This window comes from Ferrovibrio sp., from assembly GCF_036381655.1.
Classification (GTDB): domain Bacteria; phylum Pseudomonadota; class Alphaproteobacteria; order Ferrovibrionales; family Ferrovibrionaceae; genus Ferrovibrio.
In genome coordinates this window covers 1-19,413 of sequence record NZ_DASVCJ010000024.1, presented here as the reverse complement: position 1 = coordinate 19,413, position 19,413 = coordinate 1, and the positions used below count along the sequence as shown (strand labels likewise).

The window sequence follows — 19,413 nt, the reverse complement described above, 5'->3', positions numbered from 1 at the left end:
CTGACCTCCTACCAGCAGGGATGGTGAATCTGATTCGTCGAAAACCCGAAACCCAAAACCGGCGCCGACTCACAAAGGACTCACCACCGTCTCAAACAGGTCCCAAGACACGATTCAGAGACATCGAACTACGCTCTAGCTTGTCGCCACGCTGGCGCGGGCGATGCCGGCCAGCGGCAGATCGCCCGCTTTGCCGTCCGGCTTGGCGACCGCGATCTTGGCGGCCGGCTTCTCGTCGGCGGCTTCGACCGCGCTCAGCTTGGCCGGCACGGTCTCGCGCGGATTCTCGGCGAACTTGCACAGGCCTTCGATCTTGGCGCCGGCGGCGATCGACAGCAGCTCATGCCAGATGTCGCCGCGCACCTTGGCGGTCTTGTCGAGTTCCACCGACTTGGCGCGGATGCGTCCGATCACCTCGCCGCGGATGAGCACGTGCTCGGCCATCACCTCGCCGACCACGCGCGCATTCTCGCCGATGGCCAGCCGCATGGCGGTCACGTCGCCGTTGACGACGCAATCGATCTGCACTTCGCCTTCGCTGTTCAGATCCCCGTTGACGGTCAGGCCGGCGCTCAGGATCGAGGGCGGCGCCTGCTTACTTACGGGCTGCGGATTGGTCTTCTTGCTGCTTGAAAACATGATAGCCAGCCTCGATGAACTTGCCTGGTTCGATCTGCTCGCCATCGAGCAGGATTTCGTAATGCAGATGCTGACCGGTGCTGCGGCCGGTCGAACCCATGGTGCCGACCTGCCGGCCATAGGCCACGGTATCGCCGGTCTGCACCGTGATCGAGCTCATATGCGCATAGCGGGTCTTGATGCCCAGGCCGTGGTCGATCTCCACCGTGCGGCCATAGGGCCCCTTGCGGCCGGCAAAGACGACGACGCCGGGTGCGGTGGCGATGATCGGCGAGCGCAACGGCCCGATGAAATCGATCCCCGCATGATAGGCCCATTGCTTGGTGAAGGGATCGAGCCGGCGGCCGAAGCCGCTGGAGCGCTCGACATCGCCGGTCATCGGAAGCGCCAGCGGCAGGCGCTGGGCCAGCGCGAGCAGATCGCCCCAATGGCTGAGATTGCCTTCCACCGCCATGACGTCGCGGTCGAACTGCGTGCTGGCGGAGGCGACGGCAACACCGTTCACGGCGGCGGCATTGCCGCCCTTCTCGGGCGTGCCGAGTGTGCGCAGCGGGCCGCCGACGCCGACATCGGCGCGCGCCTCGGCGGCGCGGGCCAGCATGGCGTTGATGTCCAGGCCGGTCAGCGCCAGGGCCTTTTCCATCTTGGCGACGCTGGCTTCGGTGCGCTGCGCCAGATCGTCGAGCAGTTCGCGCTGCCGGCTGCGCAGCGCCAGCAGGCGCGTCTCGAGATCGCCCGGCTTGACCTCGGGCAGCGGCGGCCGCGTGGCCTTCGATTCGCGCAGCATGCCTTCGAGATCTTCGCTCGACGCCGTCGTATCGTCGGCGTCGCTGGTTGCAGCCGAAGCGACTTCCGTCTGCTTGTCGTCTGCCTTGCCGCCGGCCGTTTTCTTGTCTTCGGCCGGTGCGGCTGCCACCGCCGGGGCCAGTGCCGGTGCCGGGGCCGTTGCAGGGGCCGGCGCCGCAGCCATCTTCACATCCTTTGCGGCATCCTTCGGCTTGGCCGCGACCTTGGCTTCGCCGCCATTGGCGGCGGCGGGGGCGCCGCCCTCGGCCGGAATGCGCTGCTTCATCGCCATGTCGTAGAGGCGGTGGTAGCGCTCTTCTAGGTCGCGCGAGGCGACGAGGAAACTCTCCTGGTTCTTGTCGAAATCGGCCGCCAGCCGGTCATAGGCCTGGCTGAGTTCCGCGATGCGGCGGTCGCGCGCCTCCAGCATGGCGTCGCGGTAGAAGACATTGACGGAGGAGTAGCCGACCCAGCCGGCGAAGCCGACGATGCCGGCCGCCATCAGCAGTTGGGCGCGGGTGGACAAAGCTACATAGCGAACATCACCGCGGCTGCGGAAAATGATCTGCCGCTCTGGGAATAGGCGGTCGCGCAACTCCCGCCATTGCCGTTTTGCGCGTCGCGTCACTCAGCCCCCCGGTTGTGCGTGCTTGGAATCGCTCTGCCGACGGGGAGGATTAGGGCCTATTTGGGTTGGTTAATGCAAGGATGATTCGACCCCGATTTCGGAAAAAAATATGTCCGAACACATACTTAACTGATGTCTCGCCGGTTATCCACACCCTGTGCATAACCGGCACAAGCGGTTGATTCTAAACTGACTGGGCAGCCTTCAGCACGGCCTCGACATGGCCGGGCACTTTCACCTTGCGCCAGATGCCGGCGATTTTTCCCGTCCGGTCAATGAGAAAGGTGGCGCGCTCGATGCCCATATACTTGCGTCCATACAGGCTTTTCTCGACCCAGACGCCATAGGCTTCGGTGGTCTTGCCGGCCTCGTCGGCAGCGAGGGTGACCTTCAACTTGTGCTTGGTCTTGAACTTGTCGTGGGCGGCGACGCTGTCGCGCGAGCAGCCGATGACGACGGCGCCGAGCTTGTCGAATTTCGCCTTGGCGGCGGAAAAGTCGATCGCCTCCTTGGTGCAGCCGCTCGTATCGTCCTTCGGGTAGAAATACAGCACCACGATCTTGCCCTTGAGATCGCTCAGCGCGACCTTGCCGCCGCCATCGGTCGGCAGCCGGAAGGCGGGGGCCTTGTCGCCGATTTCAAGTGTCCTGGTTTCGCTCATGATCCTGCTCCGTCGTGCTATTCCGAGCCGGGCGAGCCGGCGCCGATGGAATCGGCCATCGATAGATACGGCGCGGCCGGCTTTTCCACCAGCGCCTCGAATTGCGCGAAGACGGCGCGCTGGCAATCGGCCAGCCGTTCCGACATGGCGTCGAAATCGGCCGCCTTGACCAGGGCCGGCAGGCGCCGCTTCAAGGCCGGCGGCCAGAGCTGCGGATCGCCGGCCTCTTCCTTGCCGGCCAGCCGCGTCGCCGAGAGCAGGGTAGCGTAGAGGCGCGCCGCCTCGATCAGGCGTAGGATCGCATCGCGGTCAAGCAGCTTTTCCTGCTGCATCGCCTGCAATGCCGCGACCGGATTGCTGTGCAGGATGGCCGGATGATCATGGCCGTGGCGCAGCAGCAGATACTGCACGATGAATTCCAGATCGGTGAGCCCGCCGCGCTGGCGCTTCAGGTCCCACGGCCCGGCGCTGCGCTGCGCCGCCGCCATGCGCTGGCGCATGCTGGCGACATTGGCCAGCAGGCGCTTCTCGTCGCGCCTGGCGGTCAGCACCTCGCGCCGCAGGGCCTCGATATCGCGGCACAGGGACGGCGTGCCGCAGACCGGCCGCGCCCGGGTCAGCGCCATATGCTCCCAGGTCCAGGCTTCCTTGCGCTGGTATTCGGCGAAGGCCTCGAACCCGACGGCAATCGGGCCGGCATTGCCGCTCGGCCTGAGGCGCATGTCGACTTCGTAAAGGCGGCCTTCGCCGGTCATCGCCGTGATCGCGTTGATGAAGCGCTGGCACAGCCGGCTGAAATAAAGGCCCGGCGTCAGCGGCCGCGGGCCCTTCGACTCGCCGGCATTCGGCGGGCATTGGAAGATCAGCACCAGATCGAGATCGGATTCCAGCGTCAGCTCGCGGCTGCCCATCCGGCCCATGCCGAGCACGGCCAGCTTGGCGTTGCGGATCTTGCCATGCTGCGCCTCGAATTCGGCGGTGACATGGCCCAGCAATTCCTCCAGCACCACATCGGCGATGGCGCTCAGCGCCGCGCCGGCGGCCTCGCCGTCCAAAGTGCCGCGCAACAGGCCGATGCCGACCTGCAGCTTGAGTTCGCTGGTCCAGCGCCGGGTCCAGTCCAGCACGTCCTGGAAATCGCGCGCCGCCGAAAGCTGCCGCTTCAGGCTGCCGGCCAGGACTGCGGCATCGAATACCGCCGGCTGGCTGCCGTATTCCAGCAGGCTGTCGAACAATGCGCTGTGGCCGGCCAGCGCATCGGCAAGCTGCGGCGCCGCCGCCAGCACCTCGGCCAGCGTGTCCAGCACTGCCGGGTTGGCCTGCAGCAGCGAAAAGAGCTGCACGCCGGCCGGCAGGCTGGCGAGAAAGTGATCGAAGCGGCGGATCGCCACATCGGGGCTGCCGGTGCGGGAGAAGGATTCGAGCAGATGCGGCATGATCGCGGTGAGCTTTTCGCGCGCGCGTTCCGAACGCATGGCGCGATAGCGGCCGAAATGCCAGCCGCGGATCATGGCCGAAACCTCCGACGGATCGCCGAAGCCAAGCTCCCGCAGGGTCTGCAGCGTGTCGGGATCGTCGTCCTTGCCGGTGAAAACCAGGCTGCCCGCTTCCGATCCCAGCGACGGCGCTTCGGCGAACAGCGCGTCGTAATGCGCCTTCACCCGCTGCAGCGTGGCCAGCATGCGCGCTCTGAACCGGTCCGCATCCGGCTCGCCGAGGAAGCAGGCGAGATGGGCGAGGCCGTTTGCATCGGCCGGCAAGGTATGCGTCTGTTCGTCGGCGATCATCTGCAGCCGGTGTTCGACCCGGCGCAGATATTCGTAATCGGCGATCAGCTCGCGGCAGGCGGCCAGGCTCAGGCGCTCGGTCGCCACCAGCGCATGCAGCGCGCCGCAGGTGCCGGAGACGCGCAGGCGGGTGTCGCGGCCGCCGGATATCAACTGCTGCGTCTGGGCGAAGAATTCGATCTCGCGGATGCCGCCGCGGCCGAGCTTGATGTTGTGGCCCTCCACGGCGATTTCGCCATGCCCGCGATGGGCGTGAATCTGGCGCTTGATCGAGTGAATGTCCTCGATGGCGGCGAAATCGAGATTCTTGCGCCATACATAAGGCGTCAGCCTTTGCAGGAAGCCCTTGCCGGCGGCGATGTCGCCGCCGACCGGCCGCGCCTTGATCATCGCCGCGCGCTCCCAGTTCTGGCCGAAGCTTTCGTAATAGGTCTCGGCCGCGGCCATCGAGAGCACCACCGGCGTCGAGCCCGGATCGGGCCGCAGCCGCAGGTCGGTGCGGAAGACATAGCCGTCCTCGGTGCGGTCGCTGAGCAGGCGGACGAGCTGCTGGGTGAGGCGGATGAAGCTTTCCTGCGCCGAGCGGCGGCCGGTATAGCGCATCACCTCCTGGTCGTAGAGCATGATCAGGTCGATGTCGCTCGAGTAGTTGAGCTCGCGCGCGCCCAGCTTGCCCATGCCGATGGCGACGAAACCCGAGCCGCGGCAGGGATCGTCCGGCGACGTCAGCTCGAATTCGCCCTGCCGGGCCGCCGCGCGCAGCAGCACCGCCATGGCGCTGTCGACGGCGAGCGCCGCGAAATCGCTCAAATGGCCGGTGACCTGCTCCAGGCTCCACAGCCCGGCGATATCGGCTGCCGCGATGGCAAGCGCCATCTGGCGTTTGGCGCGCCGCAGCGGCGCGGCGAAATCCTCGGGCTCCTCCGTTGCCGCCTCGGCGGCCCGCAACGCCTCTATGGCGTGGTCGCAGGCGGCATTCGGTCCATATTCCAGGAGCAGGGAAACCGTTTCCGGCTCGTGTAGTACAAGCTGGGTCAGATACGGACTGTTGCCGAACAGACAATCGAACAGCCGCCTGGCGGCGGCCTTCCTTGTCAGCGCGGCCAGGCGTTTGGCTTGCGCGCGGTCGGGCAATTCGGCCAGCGTCTCCGCCCAGGCTTCATAGCCGCGCGCCAAAGCTTCCTGGTCGTAGGCCGCCGGCAGGCCGCGCCAGTCCGGCGCGAAGTGGCCAGGCGCGGACGATGCCGGAGACGATGCCGGAGACGATGCCTGGGACGATGCCTGGGACGATGCCTGGGACGAAGCCGTCGTTGTTTTGGGCCTCGGTGTCTTGGGCTTCGGTGTCTTGGGCCCCGGCCTTTTGGGCCCCGGTGTCTTGGGCATGGTGTTCCCCTCGTGCCGGTCGGCAAGTTCGGCTAAACTTGGACAAGGGTCAAGCAGCGGCGGCCCTTGCAGGAACGAGAACGAGGGCGCGCGTGGTTTTGCGATGGAGTCGGTTACTGGTTCGCTGGGCCACGGCGGCGCTGGTCACCGTGGCCATACTCGGCGGCGCGCTTGCCTGGCGGGTCATGCAGGGCCCGGTATCGCTCGACTTTCTCGCTCCGTATATCAGCGAGGCGCTGACGATTCCGCGCCTCGGCATCAAGGCCGATATCGGCGATGTGGTCGTCGCCTGGTCCGAGCGGGACCAGAGCCTCAATCTGCGCCTGACCGATGTCGCCTACCGGGTCGAGGACGAACGGGTGGCGCTCATCGTGCCGGTGGTCGACATGGCCTTGAGCGGCCGTTCGCTGCTGCGCGGCGTGATCGCGCCGAAATACATGCATGCCAGCGGCATCGAGGCGCGCCTGGTCCGCGACAAGGAGGGCCGCTTCCTGTTCGGCCTGTCGGCGAAAGAGCAGGCCGCGAAAGAGCAAACCGCGGACATGCAGGAGGCGGCGCCGGCGGCCCAGCCGGACCAGCTGCCCGAGCAGCCGCCCGAGCGCGTCGCCCAGGCGATGTTCGCCAGCGTGTTCGACCTGCTGTCGCGCTCGCCCGATGCGGACGATCCGCTCGGCCAGCTGCAGACGGTCTCGATCCTGGCCGACCGGCTGATCATCGAGGATTGGAAGCTAGGCCAGCGCTGGGTGATTCCCGGCGCGCAGATGGTGGTGCAGCGCGGCCAGGGCCATGCCTTCGCCACCGGCTCGGGCACGCTGGACTGGCGCGGCCGCAGCATCGATTTGACGCTGAACGCCGACTATGCCGCCGCGGACCGTTCGGCCCGCCTCGTGCTCGGCTTCAAGGAGGTCGATCCGGCCGATTTCGCCGATGTCATTCCCGAATTCGCGCCGCTCGAATACCTGCAGGCGCCGCTGGCCGGCAATCTCGAGCTGACGGTCGGCGAGGATGGCCGGCAGCTCGCGCTGGGCTTCGATTTCAGCGCCGGAGAGGGCCGGGTGCAGGCGCCGGGCCTGGCCGCGCCGCTGGAGCTGAATTCGGCGCAGTTCAAGGGATTGGTCGATGCCAGCGGCGGCCAGCTCCATGTCGAGCAGGCGAGCCTGGATTTCGCCGACAGCTTCCGCATCTCGTTCGCCGGCAACCTGCAGCTCACGCCCGAGCGCCGCGTCGGCGTCGACGTGCAGGGCCAGTTCTTCGAATTGCAGGCCGATGCGCTCGGCCGGTACTGGCCGGTCGGGATGGCGAAGAATGCGCGCGAGTGGATCACGCAGCATATCCATGACGGCAGGGTATCGGCCGGCCGCTTCGCCGCCAGGCTGACGCCGGAGATGCTGTCCGGACAGAGCCCGATTCCGCCCGAAGCCATCAAGCTGGATTTCACCTTCGACGGGCTGCAGGCCGATTATTTGCCGCCGATGCCCAAGCTGACCGGCGCGAAGGGCGTCGCCGCGTTGAGCGCGGAAGGCCTGACGCTGTCGGTCGAGAGCGCCAGGGTCGGCCCCCTGCAGGTCGGGCCGGGCACCGTGCGCATCGGCGGCCTGCAGGACGACAAGGCGCCGCGCGCCGATATCAGCAGCGTCGCCAGCGGCAGCAGCGCCGATGTGCTGGCGCTGATCGACAACAAGCCGCTCGGCTTTCCGTCCAAGCTCGGCATCAAGCCCACCAGCGTCGGCGGCAAGGCGGTGGTGAACTGGCGCCTGCGCTTTCCGCTCGTCTCCAGCCTGAAGATGGACGATATCGTCGTCGATGCCTCGGCCACGCTGACCGATCTGGCCATGCCCGGCCTGCTCGGGCGCTACGATCTCAGCCAGGGCAATCTCACGCTCAAGGTCGACAACAAGGGATTGGATGCCGGCGGCGAGGCGGCGCTGAACGGCGTGCCGCTGCAGATCGGCTGGCGCGAGGAATTCAGCGCCAAGGCCGCGGTGACGGCGCGCTACAGCATCAAGGGCCGCGCCGACGACGGGCAGCGTAAGGCGCTCGGCTATGCGCTGACGCCATATGTCAGCGGGCCGGTCGACGCCACCTTGCAGATCGAGGAGCGGCGCGGCGGCGAAACCGCGATCGGCGGCGAATTCGATCTGACCGCGGCGGCGCTGCAGGTCGAGGACGCGCATCTGCAAAAGCCGGCCGGCCAGGCGGCGAAGGGCCGGCTTTTGCTGCGCACCAAGGCGGGCCAGCCGGTGCAGATCGACAACATCGAGCTCAGCGGTGCCGATCTTGCCCTGCGCGGCAAGGCGGTGCTGCCGGCGAGCGGCGGTTTCGCCATCGAGATCGCCGATTTCCGCCAGGGCAAAAATCAGATCGCCGGCCGCGTCGTGGTGACCGCCAGGGGCGATACCGAGATCGATCTGCGCGGCAAGCGCTACGACCTGACGCCGTTTGCCGCGGATGTCTTCGGCGGCGGCGAGGCGGCGGGCGCCGCGCCGGACCGGCCCAAGCCGCGGCTGGTGCTGTCGCTGCGGCTGGACGAAGCCGTGATCGACAAGGATCTGGAGATGCGCAACCTCGATGTCACGGCCGAGCGTACGCCGCAGCATCTGCAGCATGTCAGCCTGACCGGCGGCTTCGCCGATACCGGCGGCGTCACCATGACGCTGACGCCCGAACTCGGCGGCCGCGTGGTGGCGCTGAAATCCGACAATGCCGGCGCGATGCTGCACTTCTTCGGCATCACCGACATGAAGGGCGGCACGATGACGATTTCCGCGCGCTACGACGACACCAAGCCCGGCTCTCCGCTCAAGGGCAGCATGATCGTGACCAATGTCCGCGCCGTGCATGCGCCGTTTCTGGCGCGCCTGTTCGGCGCCGGCTCGTTCACTGGCCTGTCCAACCTCCTGTCGGGCGAGGGCATCCAGTTCGAGCGCGGCGAGGTGCCGTTCACGCAGGAGGACGGCGTACTGACCCTGCAGCAGAGCCGCTTCCAGGGCCCGCAGATCGGCATCACCTTTTCCGGCACGATCAACCAGAAGACCGACACCACCAATATCAGCGGCACCGCCGTGCCGGCCTTCGTGCTGAACACCATTCTCGGCAAGATACCGGTGCTCGGCGATCTCTTCGTCGGCGACGGCATCATCGGCGTCAATTTCGCCGTCTCGGGCTCCAGCAAGGATCCGCAATTCACCATCAATCCGCTATCGGCGCTGGCGCCCGGATTCCTGCGCAACATCTTCAAGGCGCCGACGGAGAACGGCGCGCAGGACGGCAAGCCGGACGGCAAGCCCGGCGAGGATGGCCGTCCGGCGGTTCCCGAACCGCGCCGCGAGCCGTAGATAACGTAGATAACAGAGTAGGTGGTAGATAAGCGCCGTCATGCCCGGGCTCGACCCGGGCATCTTCGGAAGGGGCTCGGGAGACCCGCGGATCAAGTCCGCGGGCGACGGGCCGGACGATAAGAGAGTCTACGCCGCTTCGATGAGCACGTGGCGCTTCTTGCCGAAGCTGAGCCGCAGGCGGCCGTCGCCGCCCAGATCGGCGGCCGAGATGCGCTGCGTCTCGTCCGCCACCGGCTTGTCGTTCAGCTTGATCGAATTGCCGCGGATATGCCGCCGCGCTTCGCCGCCGGATTTCGCCAGGCCCGCTTCCAGCACCAGCGCGAAGGCCTCGATGCCGGCCTCCAGCCGCGCGCGTTCGACCTTGACCACCGGCAGCGCGCCGCCGAAGCTGCCTTCCTCGAAGGCCTTGCGCGCGGTCTCGGCCGCGGCCTCCGCCGCTTCGCGTCCGCGGCACAGCGCGGTCGCCTCGGTGGCGAGGATCTTCTTCGCCTCGTTCAGCTCGGCGCCTTCCAGCCGTTCCAGCCGCGCGATCTCATCCAGCGGCAGATCGGTGAACAGCCTGAGGAAGCGGCCGACATCGGCATCCTCGCAATTGCGCCAGTATTGCCAGTAATCGTAGGTCGGCAGCATGTCCTCGTTGAGCCAGACCGCGCCGCTGGCCGTCTTGCCCATCTTGTGGCCGGCCGCGGTGGTGAGCAGCGGGCAGGTGAGGCCGAAGAGTTCCAGATTGTGCACGCGGCGGCCGAGCTCGACGCCGTTGACGATATTGCCCCACTGGTCCGAGCCGCCCATCTGCAGATTGCAGTCGCAGCGCCGCGCCAGTTCGACGAAGTCGTAGGCCTGCAGGATCATGTAGTTGAATTCGAGGAAGCTGAGCGGCTGCTCGCGCTCGAGCCGCAGCTTGACGGAATCGAAGCTGAGCATGCGGTTGACCGAGAAGTGCCGGCCGTAATCGCGCAGGAAATCGATATATTGCAGCTTGTCGAGCCAGTCCGCGTTGTTCGCCATGATCGCGTCCGACGGCCCGTCGCCGAAGGTGACGAAGCGGCTGAAGGCGTTCTTGATGCTCGCCATGTTGGCGGCGATGTCCTCGGTGCTCAGCAGCTTGCGGGTTTCGTCCTTGCCGGAGGGGTCGCCCACCTTGGTGGTGCCGCCGCCCATCAGCACGATCGGCTTGTGGCCGAATTGCTGCAGCCGGCGCAGCATCATGATCGAGAGCAGATGGCCGACATGCAGGCTCGGCCCGGTACAGTCATAGCCGACATAGGCGATGATGCCGCGCTTCTGCTGCGCGCGCGCATCCAGCGCCTGCGGGTCGGTCGCCTGATGCAGATAGCCGCGCTGGGCCATCGTTTGCAGGAAATCGGATCGGTACTCGGTCATGATCGGCTCGGAATGGGCTTGGAATAGGCTTAAGCGGCCCGTTGGTCTAACATACGGGTTCCGATTCTCCTAGTTCCGGGCGTTCCTGCCTTGTCCTCTTTTGACCGGATGCAGCCCTGTTGGATCATGGGCCTGATGAGCGGCACCTCGATGGACGGCATCGATGCGGCGCTGCTGCGCACCGATGGCGAGCGGATCGCGGAATTCGGCCCGGCGCTGACCATGCCCTACGAGGCCGCTTTGCGCGACAGGCTGCGCAAAGTCCTGGGCGGAACGGGAGAGGTTCTGGCGGTGTCGCGCGCCATCACCATCGCCCATGCCGAGGCCGTGCGCGCCCTGCTGGACCGGGCGGGGATGCGGGCGGCGGATGTCGCCTGGCTCGGCTTCCATGGCCATACCGTGCTGCATCGGCCGGATCAGCGCCGCACCTGGCAGATCGGCGACGGCGCGCTTCTGGCCGGCCTTGCCGGCATCGGCACCGTTTCGGATTTCCGCAGCCAGGATGTGGCGATGGGCGGTCAGGGCGCGCCGCTGGTGCCGCTCTATCATGCCGCGCTGGCGCGCCATGCCGGGTTTCAGCCGCCGCTTCTGGTGCTCAATCTCGGCGGCGTCGGCAACGTCACCTATATCGGCAGCGCGTCGGAAAACGAAGGGGGCGACGACCTGATCGCCTTCGATACCGGGCCGGGCAATGCGCTGATCGACGACTGGATGCGCAGGCATGCCGGCCAGCCGCAGGACGAGGGCGGCGCATTCGCGGCCCGAGGCCGGATCGACGAAGCGGCTTTGGCGAAGCTGCTGGCGCATCCCTACTTTCAGGCACGGCCGCCGAAATCGCTCGACCGCGACGATTTCGCCGCCTTCGCCGCCGGCATCGTTGCGCCGCTTGCCGCCGAGGATGGCGCGGCGACATTGACCGCTTTCACGGCGGCCGCGGTTGCGCGCGGGCTCGAGCATCTGCCGCGAAAACCGACCCGCTGCCTCGTCGCCGGCGGCGGACGGCACAACGCGACGATGATGCGGCTGCTGACCCGGCATCTCGATCTGCCGGTCGAGACGGTGGATGCCGTCGGCTGGCGCGGCGATCACCTGGAAGCCGAGGCCTTCGCCTTCCTCGCCGCCCGCGCCGTGCGCGGCCTGCCGCTCAGCCTGCCCGCCACCACGGGCGTGCCGCGGCCGGTCGGCGGCGGGCGACTCTACAAGAGCTGATCCGAAAAATTCGCGTCGTCACCCTCGGCTGCGGGCCGGCCTATATCTGCTTCTAAAAATACACTTGTGTCATTTGAACGGAGTAGGAAGTAGAAGAACAGATATTGAGGTGGCGATCTTCCCCTTCCACGGCGTTCGCCTGGCCGCTCAGCGATGCGTAGCCGATCGCCTTGCTTGCCAGAGTTTACATTCCTATATACATATTATGTTCTCATCCTCACATCAAGAGATGAGCCATGTCCATCGCTATCGAACCCGGTTCTGCCGGCCGCCGCCGATCCCGTCCCGGCAGGCCGCGCACCGACTGGAAACGGGCGGCCAAGCTGCTGGTCGGCGGCTGGCGCGGTTAAGCCGGAAGATGCAAAAAACCGACTCAAATCGACCCGAATCCGACTCAAACCGGACCGAACGCGACGCAAAGCGGACCGAAACCGGCCAGAACCGGCTCAAACCGGATGCCGGCGGGCCAAGTGCCAGCGGACCAAGTGACAGCGGACCAAGTGCCAGTGGACCAAGTGCCAGTGGGCCAAGTGCCAGTGGGCCAAGTGCCGGTGGGCCAAGTGCCAGTGCGCCAAGTGTCTGCGGCCATCCGCTGGCCTATACCCCGCCGCGGCATGCGGAGGGAAAGCCGCCGCCCTCGCGCGCCAGCCTGTATGGCACCATCATCGACCTGGCGGGGCCGGATAATCCGCTGGGCGAGCAGGCTTTCTCCGACCGCCCGGACGCCCGCTCCCTGGAATGGGCGCGGCAATGCCGGCAATGCCAAATGAAAGAAGCCTATCCCTCGCTGCCGCCCAACGCGCCCTTGCCGGCGCGGGCCGAGGTCGGCACCAGCGAGGCCTTGATGTATTTGTCGGCCGCCGTCGTCAATTCGTCGAGCTTGCCTTCGAAGAAATGATCGGCGCCCTGGATCTTCTTGTAGTCGATCTTGATGCCCTTCTGCAGCGACAGGCGCTGGGCCAGCTTGGCGACTTCCGGCTCGGAGACGATCTTGTCGTCGCTGCCCTGGATGATCAGCCCGGAGGAGGGGCAGGGGGCGAGGAAGCCGAAATCGAACATGCCGGCCGGCGGCGCCACCGCGATGAAGCCGTCGATTTCCGGCCGCCGCATCAGAAGCTGCATGGCGATCCAGGCGCCGAAGGAAAAGCCGGCGATCCATACGGCAGAGGCATTGGCATTGACGCTCTGCAGCCAGTCCAAAGCCGCGGCGGCATCGGAAAGCTCGCCGACGCCCTGATCGAAACTGCCCTGGCTGCGGCCCACCCCGCGGAAGTTGAATCGCAGCACCGAGAAGCCGCGCTTGGAGAAAACATGGAAAAGGTTGTAGACGACCTTGTTGTTCATCGTCCCGCCATAGAGCGGGTGCGGATGCAGGACCAGGGCGATCGGGGCATTGGCTTCCGGCCCGTGGCTGTAACGGCCTTCCAGCCGCCCATCGGGACCGGGGAAGATGATGTCAGGCATTGCGGTTCGTCACTTTCGCCGCAGAAGGGAAGCGTCGGCGTTGATTATCGGTTGAAGCGGCCACCGTTTTACCATAGTTGGCAGCGCGAAATTCAAGCTTAAAAAGCAGGGATAAGCATGACTGCTGGAGCGAACCCGGCGCCCGTCTACCTCGACTACAACGCTACCGCCCCGGTCCGGCCGGAGGCGAAGGCGGCAATGCTGGCTGCGCTGGACGCACCGGGCAATCCCTCGTCGGTGCATCGCTTCGGCCGCGCCGCCCGTGCGCTGATCGAACAGGCGCGCGTTGCCGTGGCGGAACTGGTCGGGGGCGAGCCGAAACGGGTGATCTTCACCTCCGGTGGCACCGAGGCCAACAACCTGGCGCTAAAGCTGTTCCGCAGCCATGCCGCACCCCAGACGGGCGGCGCCGGCCTGATCCTGTCGGCCATCGAGCATGACTCGGTGCTGCGGCCGGGCCGCCATATGGACATCCCCACCGTCGCGTTGCCTGCCGGCCGCGACGGCGCGGTTTCGCTGCCGGCGCTGGAGAAGGCGCTCGCCGAGTCCCCCAAGCCGGCCCTGGTGGCGCTGATGCTGGCCAATAACGAAACGGGGGCGATCCAGCCGGTGGCCGAGGCGACGCGGCTGGCGCATGAGCATGGCGCGCTGCTGCTATGCGACGCCGTTCAGGCCGCCGGCAAGATCCCGGTGGACATGGCGGCGCTCGGCTGCGACTTGCTCAGCCTCTCGGCGCACAAGATCGGGGGCCCGACCGGGGTGGGGGCGCTGGTGACCCGCGACGACTGGATTCCGGCGCCGCTGCTGCGCGGTGGCGGGCAGGAGCTCGGCCAGCGCGCCGGCACGGAAAACCTGCCCGGCATCGCCGGCTTCGGCGCCGCCGCGAAAGCCGCCCGCCAGGCCCTGCCCGAGACGGCGGCCCGCGTCGCCGCCCTGCGCGAGCGGCTGCAGGCGGCGCTGCTGGCGGCCTGCCCCGAGGCTCCGGTCTATGGGAACGGCGTGCCGCGCCTGCCCAACACGCTGTGCATCGGCATGCCCGGCGTGCCGGCCGAAACCCAGGTCATGGCGCTCGATCTGGCGGGCATCGCGGTTTCCGCCGGCTCCGCCTGCTCCTCGGGCAAGGTCACGCCCAGCCATGTGCTGACCGGCATGGGTTATCCCGAGCCGGCCGCACGGGAGGCGATCCGCTTCAGCCTCGGCTGGGACACCACGGCGGAGGATATCGACCGCGCGGCCGCGGCCTGGACGGCCTTGTGGGACCGGAAGAAGAAGTGATGTGTTAGGTTCTGTATTGTATGCATAATATTGAAAATACGTCATTCTCCGTAAAGTTGATCTGATTGTTCATGCCTGCGAGGGCGGGCATTCGGCGCCGCCGCCCGGCATGCGATCGGGGTGCCCGACTTCTGGGCTCCCGCCTGCGCGGGAGCGACGGAGAGGGGCCGCGGGAGACGGAGCGGGACGGAGAGGAACGGGGCGAAGGGCATTTCTTGATCCTGCGCAAAGCGCCCGGCGGACGGGCGGCCTATCCGGCAGGGCGCATTTGCAGCTGCTGAAAGTGGAGATGGGCCATGCAGGATCGGGCGGCGCAGCCCCAGGTCGACGAGGCGATGGTGGAGGCGCTGGTGCGCCGCTTCTACGACCGGGTAAAGGCCGACCGGCTGCTGGGGCCGCTGTTTCGGATGGCGATCGCCGACTGGGACGGCCATCTGAAGGTGGTCGCCGATTTCTGGTCGCGCGTGCTGCTGGGCAGCGACCGCTACCGCGGCTGCGTCATGGGCGCGCATGGCGGACTGATGATGAAGCCGGCGCATTTCGACCGCTGGCTGGCCCTGTTCAAGGTCAGCGCCGAGGAGACGCTGCCGCCGGCCGCGCTGGAACGGGTGCTGGATGCGGCGATCTTCGTCGACCGGCGGCTGCGCGCCATCCATGCCCGGCAGCCGCGCCGGGCGTGACGGTCTGCGGCTTCGGGTTGCCGGGGGGCGGGGCGGACGGTATATCCCGGCAGCCGCAAGGAGTTTGTGAATGCCGAAAATGACGTTTATCCAGCCGGACGGAAAGCGCCTGGAAGTCGATGCGCCGGTTGGGCTGTCGGTGCTGGAGATCGCGCACAAGCATGGCGTCGATATCGAGGGCGCCTGCGAAGGCTCGTTGGCCTGTTCGACCTGTCATGTCATTGTCGATCCGGAGTGGTACGGCAAGCTGACCCCCGCCAGGCCCGACGAGGAGGATATGCTCGATCTGGCTTTCGGGCTGACCAAGACCTCGCGGCTCGGCTGTCAGCTGATCATGACGCCGGAACTCGACGGCCTGGTGGTCAAGCTGCCGGCCGCAACCAGAAACATGATGGGATAGGGTAGGATTCATGGCGCTCAAACCGGAAACCCGCGACAGGCTGAAGACCGTCAGCACGGCGACGCTGAGCACGGCCTTGTTCAAGCGGGGCTTGCGCAACCAGTTCATCCAGGATGTGCGGCCGCTGAATCCGTCGCTGCCGAACATGGTCGGCGAGGCGTTCACGCTGCGCTACATTCCGGCGCGCGAGGATCTGAACCCGATCACCGTCTTTCAGGACCGCAGCCATCCGCAGCGCAAGGCGGTCGAGGAATGCCCGCCCGGCGCCGTTTTCGTCATCGACAGCCGCAAGGATGCGCGCGCGGCCTCGGCCGGCTCGATCCTGGTCACCCGGCTGATGGTGCGCGGGGTGGCCGGCGTGGTCACCGATGGCGGCTTCCGCGACAGCCCGGAGATCGCCCAGCTCAAGATTCCCGCCTATCACAACCGCCCCTCGGCGCCGACCAATCTGACCCTGCATCAGGCCATGGACATCAACGTGCCGATCGGCTGCGGCGATGTGCCGGTCTTCCCGGGCGATGTGGTGGTCGGCGACGGCGAGGGCGTGATCGTCATTCCGGCCGGAATCGCCGACGAGATCGCCGCCGAAGCCGTGGAGATGACCGCGTTCGAGGATTTCGTCACCGAGCAGGTGCGCAACGGCCGCTCGATCCTCGGCCTGTATCCGGCCACCGATCCGCAGACCAAGGTGGATTTCGAAGCCTGGCGGAAAGCCAAGGGGCGGTAATTGAACTATATCAAAGTGTGATTAAAATAGAAGGCTTGATTTTTTGTGGAGAATACGGAATCTCTGACTCCACAAGGCTGCGGAAATAGATTATATGTACACATATGATTTATGGCCGAGACGCCGTTAGCCCTTTAATTGCGTCATCTCCCGTTTCGGTCAGCGCAGGCTGTCCCCTGATCCAAGTCGAGCCGAGCCATGAATACCGCCACTGCCGCCGCCGTCCAGACGACCGCCCCGAGCCACCCGCTGCTCAAGCCCGGCGGCAATCTGCGCGAGGAGACCGTAACCTACGTCCATCACTGGACGGAGACGCTGTTCACCTTCAAAACGACGCGCGATCCCAGCTTCCGCTTCATCAACGGCCAGTTCGCCATGATCGGCCTGATCGTCGACAACAAGCCGCTGCTGCGCGCCTATTCGATGGTCAGCGCCAATTACGAGGAGTTCCTCGAATTCCTCTCGATCAAGGTGCCCGACGGCCCGCTCACCTCGCGGCTGCAGCATATCCAGGTCGGCGACAAGATCATCGTCGGCAAGAAGGCGACCGGCACGCTGCTGCAGGACAATCTGCTGCCCGGCAAGACACTGTATCTGCTCGGCACCGGCACGGGCCTCGCGCCGTTCATGTCGATCATCAAGGACCCCGAGGCCTATGAGCGCTACGAGCGCGTCGTGCTGGTGCATGGCGTGCGCACCAGGGCCGAGCTTGCCTATCACGACTTCATCCGCAACGAGCTGCCGCAGAACGAGTTCTTCGGCGCGGAAGTGAAGCAGAAGCTGCTGTATTATCCGACCGTGACGCGCGAGGCCTTCGCCAACCAGGGCCGCGTCACCGATCTGATCCGCAGCGGCAAGCTGTTCGGCGATCTCGGCCTGCCGAAGCTGAATGTCGAGACCGACCGCATCATGCTGTGCGGCAGCCCGGCCATGCTGGCCGAGATGCGCGACATGCTGGACGGCTGGGGCTGGCAGGAAGGCTCCACCACCGGCGCCGGCCAGTATGTGATCGAAAAGGCCTTCGTCGAGCAGTAGGGCTGGCGCGGCGCAGGCTTCCCATATGGCAGGCTTGCGGCAGGTCAAAATCGGCCCGCGCCATATGGATTAGGCTGCATCGCCATATATCCTTCCCTGCGAGGAGGGGGGCGATGGACATTCCTGCCGCGGCGCATCAGCACCAGCACCGGCATCACCACGGGCATTCCGATAAAAATGCGCCGGGCGGACCCATGCCGGCCGGCACGATCTATACCTGCCCGATGCATCCGCAGATCCGCCAGCCCGGCCCCGGCCATTGCCCGATCTGCGGCATGGCGCTGGAGCCGGAGACGGCCGTTGCCGGGGCGGCGCCGAATCCCGAACTGGCCGACATGACGCGGCGCTTCTGGATCGGGCTGATCCTGGCCCTGCCGGTCTTTCTGCTCGAGATGGGCGGGCATCTGTTCGACATCCATCATCTGATCGCGCCGCAAGTCTCGAACTGGGCGCAGCTCCTTCTCGCAACTCCGGTGGTGCTCTGGGCCGGCTGGCCGTTCTTCGTCCGCGCCTGGGCCTCGCTGATCGGCCGCAGCCTCAACATGTTCACGCTGATCGCCATGGGCACCGGCATCGCCTGGCTCTACAGCGTCGCCGCCGCCGCGGCGCCGCAGGTCTTTCCGCAGGCCTTCCGCGGCGCGGACGGAACCGTCGCGGTCTATTTCGAGGCGGCGGCGGTGATCACCGTTCTGGTTCTGCTGGGCCAGGTGCTGGAGCTGCGCGCCCGCGAGCGGACCTCGGGCGCGATCCGCGCCCTGCTCGATCTGGCGCCAAAGACGGCGCGGCGCATCCGCGTCGATGGCAGCGACGAGGAGGTCGCTCTCGATCAGATCGCCGTCGGCGACAGGCTGCGCGTGCGACCCGGCGAAAAGGTGCCGGTGGATGGCGCGCTGATCGAGGGCCGCTGCTCGGTGGATGAATCGATGGTGACCGGCGAATCGATGCCCCTCACCAAGCAGGCGGGCGCCAGGGTGATCGCCGGCACGATGAACCGGACCGGCAGTTTCGTCATGCAGGCCGAAAAGGTCGGCCGCGACACCATGCTGTCGCAGATCGTGCAGATGGTGGCGCAGGCGCAGCGCAGCCGCGCGCCGATCCAGCGGCTTGCCGATCGGGTCGCCGGCTGGTTCGTGCCGCTGGTCATCGCCGTGGCGATCGCCGCCTTCGCCGCCTGGGCGTTCTGGGGGCCCGAGCCGCGCTTCGCCTTCGGCCTGCTCGCGGCGGTCTCGGTGCTGATCATCGCCTGTCCCTGTGCGCTGGGCCTGGCGACGCCGATGTCGATCATGGTCGGTGTCGGCAAGGGCGCCCGGCACGGCATCCTGATCCGGAATGCCGAGGCGATCGAGCGCGCGGCCACGATCACGCACCTGATCACCGACAAGACCGGAACACTGACCGCCGGGCGGCCGGAAGTGGTCGACATCATCCCGGCGCCGGGCGTGAGCGCGCGCGATCTGCTGGCCGCCGCGGCTGCGGTGGAATCGCCGTCGGAACATCCGCTGGCGCGAGCTGTGGTGAACCGCGCGAAGCAGGAGGCCGTCGAGATTCCGGCGGTGGAGCACTTCGCCAGCACGACCGGGGGCGGCGTGACCGGCGTGATCGCGGGCGAGACCGTTCGCGTTGGCAAGCTGGCGCTCGACGGCGGGGGTGGCGACGTTCCGGCGGACCTGCGCGATCGCGCCGAGGAACTGGAGCGGCAGGCCCGGACGGTCATCTGGGTCTCGCGCGGCGCCCGGGTGCTCGGCCTGATGGCGGTGGCGGATCCGATCAAGCGCACCACGCCCGAGGCGATCCGCACGCTGCACGGGCTCGGGATCAAGGTGATCATGTGCACGGGCGACAATCCGCGCACCGCCGAGACGGTGGCGCGAGAGCTCGGGATTGACGACGTCCGCGCGGGGGTTTCCCCGGCGGACAAGCAGCAGTTCGTTCAGGAACTCAAACGGCAGGGTGCCCGCGTGGCGATGGCCGGCGACGGTTTCAACGATGCGCCGGCGCTCGCCGCGGCGGACGTCGGC

14 protein-coding genes are annotated in these 19,413 nt (G+C 66.9%); 8 read left to right on the top strand and 6 right to left on the bottom strand.

What is annotated here, in order from left to right:
* Positions 1 to 135: 135 nt before the first annotated feature.
* The 4 genes from VF194_RS04880 to VF194_RS04865 all read right to left on the bottom strand — a co-directional run bounded on the left by VF194_RS04880 (position 136) and on the right by VF194_RS04865 (position 5,677).
* Positions 136 to 639, bottom strand: a complete 504-nt coding sequence (locus tag VF194_RS04880; RefSeq protein ID WP_330888597.1) for a polymer-forming cytoskeletal protein — start codon at positions 637 to 639, stop codon at positions 136 to 138.
* Positions 596 to 1,951: a M23 family metallopeptidase gene (locus tag VF194_RS04875; protein WP_330888595.1), complete on the bottom strand. Its 1,356-nt coding sequence runs from the start codon at positions 1,949 to 1,951 to the stop codon at positions 596 to 598. Before VF194_RS04875 ends, VF194_RS04880 begins: the two co-directional genes overlap by 44 nt.
* Before the next feature lie 286 nt (positions 1,952 to 2,237).
* Entirely contained in the window at positions 2,238 to 2,714 is a 477-nt protein-coding gene (locus tag VF194_RS04870; RefSeq protein ID WP_330888592.1) for a peroxiredoxin, read from the bottom strand.
* A gap of 17 nt (positions 2,715 to 2,731) precedes the next feature.
* Positions 2,732 to 5,677 (bottom strand): bifunctional [glutamine synthetase] adenylyltransferase/[glutamine synthetase]-adenylyl-L-tyrosine phosphorylase, encoded by a 2,946-nt coding sequence (locus tag VF194_RS04865; protein ID WP_330888590.1) that lies wholly within the window; start codon positions 5,675 to 5,677, stop codon positions 2,732 to 2,734.
* Between the two features lie 299 nt (positions 5,678 to 5,976).
* Between VF194_RS04865 and VF194_RS04860 the strand changes: the two genes are divergently transcribed.
* On the top strand, positions 5,977 to 9,219 hold the full coding sequence (locus tag VF194_RS04860; RefSeq protein ID WP_330888588.1) for an AsmA-like C-terminal domain-containing protein: 3,243 nt from the start codon (positions 5,977 to 5,979) through the stop codon (positions 9,217 to 9,219).
* Between the two features lie 129 nt (positions 9,220 to 9,348).
* Here VF194_RS04860 and tyrS read toward each other — a convergent pair whose 3' ends face one another.
* Positions 9,349 to 10,605, bottom strand: coding sequence for a tyrosine--tRNA ligase (gene tyrS / locus VF194_RS04855; RefSeq protein ID WP_330888586.1), 1,257 nt, complete (start codon positions 10,603 to 10,605; stop codon positions 9,349 to 9,351).
* Positions 10,606 to 10,713: 108 nt separating this feature from the next.
* Here tyrS and VF194_RS04850 point away from each other — a divergent pair, with 108 nt between their 5' ends.
* On the top strand, positions 10,714 to 11,814 hold the full coding sequence (locus tag VF194_RS04850) for an anhydro-N-acetylmuramic acid kinase (RefSeq protein ID WP_330888598.1): 1,101 nt from the start codon (positions 10,714 to 10,716) through the stop codon (positions 11,812 to 11,814).
* A 777-nt stretch (positions 11,815 to 12,591) separates the two neighbouring features.
* Here the strand turns inward: VF194_RS04850 and VF194_RS04845 are convergent.
* Positions 12,592 to 13,278, bottom strand: coding sequence for an alpha/beta hydrolase (locus VF194_RS04845; RefSeq protein ID WP_330888584.1), 687 nt, complete (start codon positions 13,276 to 13,278; stop codon positions 12,592 to 12,594).
* 117 nt (positions 13,279 to 13,395) lie between these two features.
* Here VF194_RS04845 and VF194_RS04840 point away from each other — a divergent pair, with 117 nt between their 5' ends.
* The 6 genes from VF194_RS04840 to VF194_RS04815 form a co-directional block, all read left to right on the top strand.
* Entirely contained in the window at positions 13,396 to 14,553 is a 1,158-nt protein-coding gene (locus tag VF194_RS04840; protein ID WP_330888582.1) for a cysteine desulfurase family protein, read from the top strand.
* A gap of 296 nt (positions 14,554 to 14,849) precedes the next feature.
* Entirely contained in the window at positions 14,850 to 15,233 is a 384-nt protein-coding gene (locus VF194_RS04835) for a group III truncated hemoglobin (protein WP_330888580.1), read from the top strand.
* A 70-nt stretch (positions 15,234 to 15,303) separates the two neighbouring features.
* Positions 15,304 to 15,633, top strand: coding sequence for a ferredoxin family 2Fe-2S iron-sulfur cluster binding protein (locus VF194_RS04830; RefSeq protein ID WP_330888578.1), 330 nt, complete (start codon positions 15,304 to 15,306; stop codon positions 15,631 to 15,633).
* A 10-nt stretch (positions 15,634 to 15,643) separates the two neighbouring features.
* On the top strand, positions 15,644 to 16,360 hold the full coding sequence (locus VF194_RS04825) for a ribonuclease activity regulator RraA (RefSeq protein ID WP_330888576.1): 717 nt from the start codon (positions 15,644 to 15,646) through the stop codon (positions 16,358 to 16,360).
* 198 nt (positions 16,361 to 16,558) lie between these two features.
* Positions 16,559 to 17,395 (top strand): ferredoxin--NADP reductase, encoded by an 837-nt coding sequence (locus VF194_RS04820; protein WP_330888574.1) that lies wholly within the window; start codon positions 16,559 to 16,561, stop codon positions 17,393 to 17,395.
* 113 nt (positions 17,396 to 17,508) lie between these two features.
* On the top strand, positions 17,509 to 19,413 hold a 1,905-nt coding region (locus tag VF194_RS04815; protein ID WP_330888572.1), incomplete at its 3' end, for a copper-translocating P-type ATPase.

What these genes read in the sequence shown, in the direction of transcription:
- VF194_RS04880 (WP_330888597.1), bottom strand. Translation starts at nt 639, where the DNA reads ATGTTTTCAAGCAGCAAGAAGACCAATCCGCAGCCCGTAAGTAAGCAG.
- VF194_RS04870 (WP_330888592.1), bottom strand. Translation starts at nt 2,714, where the DNA reads ATGAGCGAAACCAGGACACTTGAAATCGGCGACAAGGCCCCCGCCTTC.
- tyrS (WP_330888586.1), bottom strand. Translation starts at nt 10,605, where the DNA reads ATGACCGAGTACCGATCCGATTTCCTGCAAACGATGGCCCAGCGCGGC.
- VF194_RS04850 (WP_330888598.1), top strand. Translation starts at nt 10,714, where the DNA reads ATGCAGCCCTGTTGGATCATGGGCCTGATGAGCGGCACCTCGATGGAC.
- VF194_RS04845 (WP_330888584.1), bottom strand. Translation starts at nt 13,278, where the DNA reads ATGCCTGACATCATCTTCCCCGGTCCCGATGGGCGGCTGGAAGGCCGT.
- VF194_RS04840 (WP_330888582.1), top strand. Translation starts at nt 13,396, where the DNA reads ATGACTGCTGGAGCGAACCCGGCGCCCGTCTACCTCGACTACAACGCT.
- VF194_RS04835 (WP_330888580.1), top strand. Translation starts at nt 14,850, where the DNA reads ATGCAGGATCGGGCGGCGCAGCCCCAGGTCGACGAGGCGATGGTGGAG.
- VF194_RS04830 (WP_330888578.1), top strand. Translation starts at nt 15,304, where the DNA reads ATGCCGAAAATGACGTTTATCCAGCCGGACGGAAAGCGCCTGGAAGTC.
- VF194_RS04825 (WP_330888576.1), top strand. Translation starts at nt 15,644, where the DNA reads ATGGCGCTCAAACCGGAAACCCGCGACAGGCTGAAGACCGTCAGCACG.
- VF194_RS04820 (WP_330888574.1), top strand. Translation starts at nt 16,559, where the DNA reads ATGAATACCGCCACTGCCGCCGCCGTCCAGACGACCGCCCCGAGCCAC.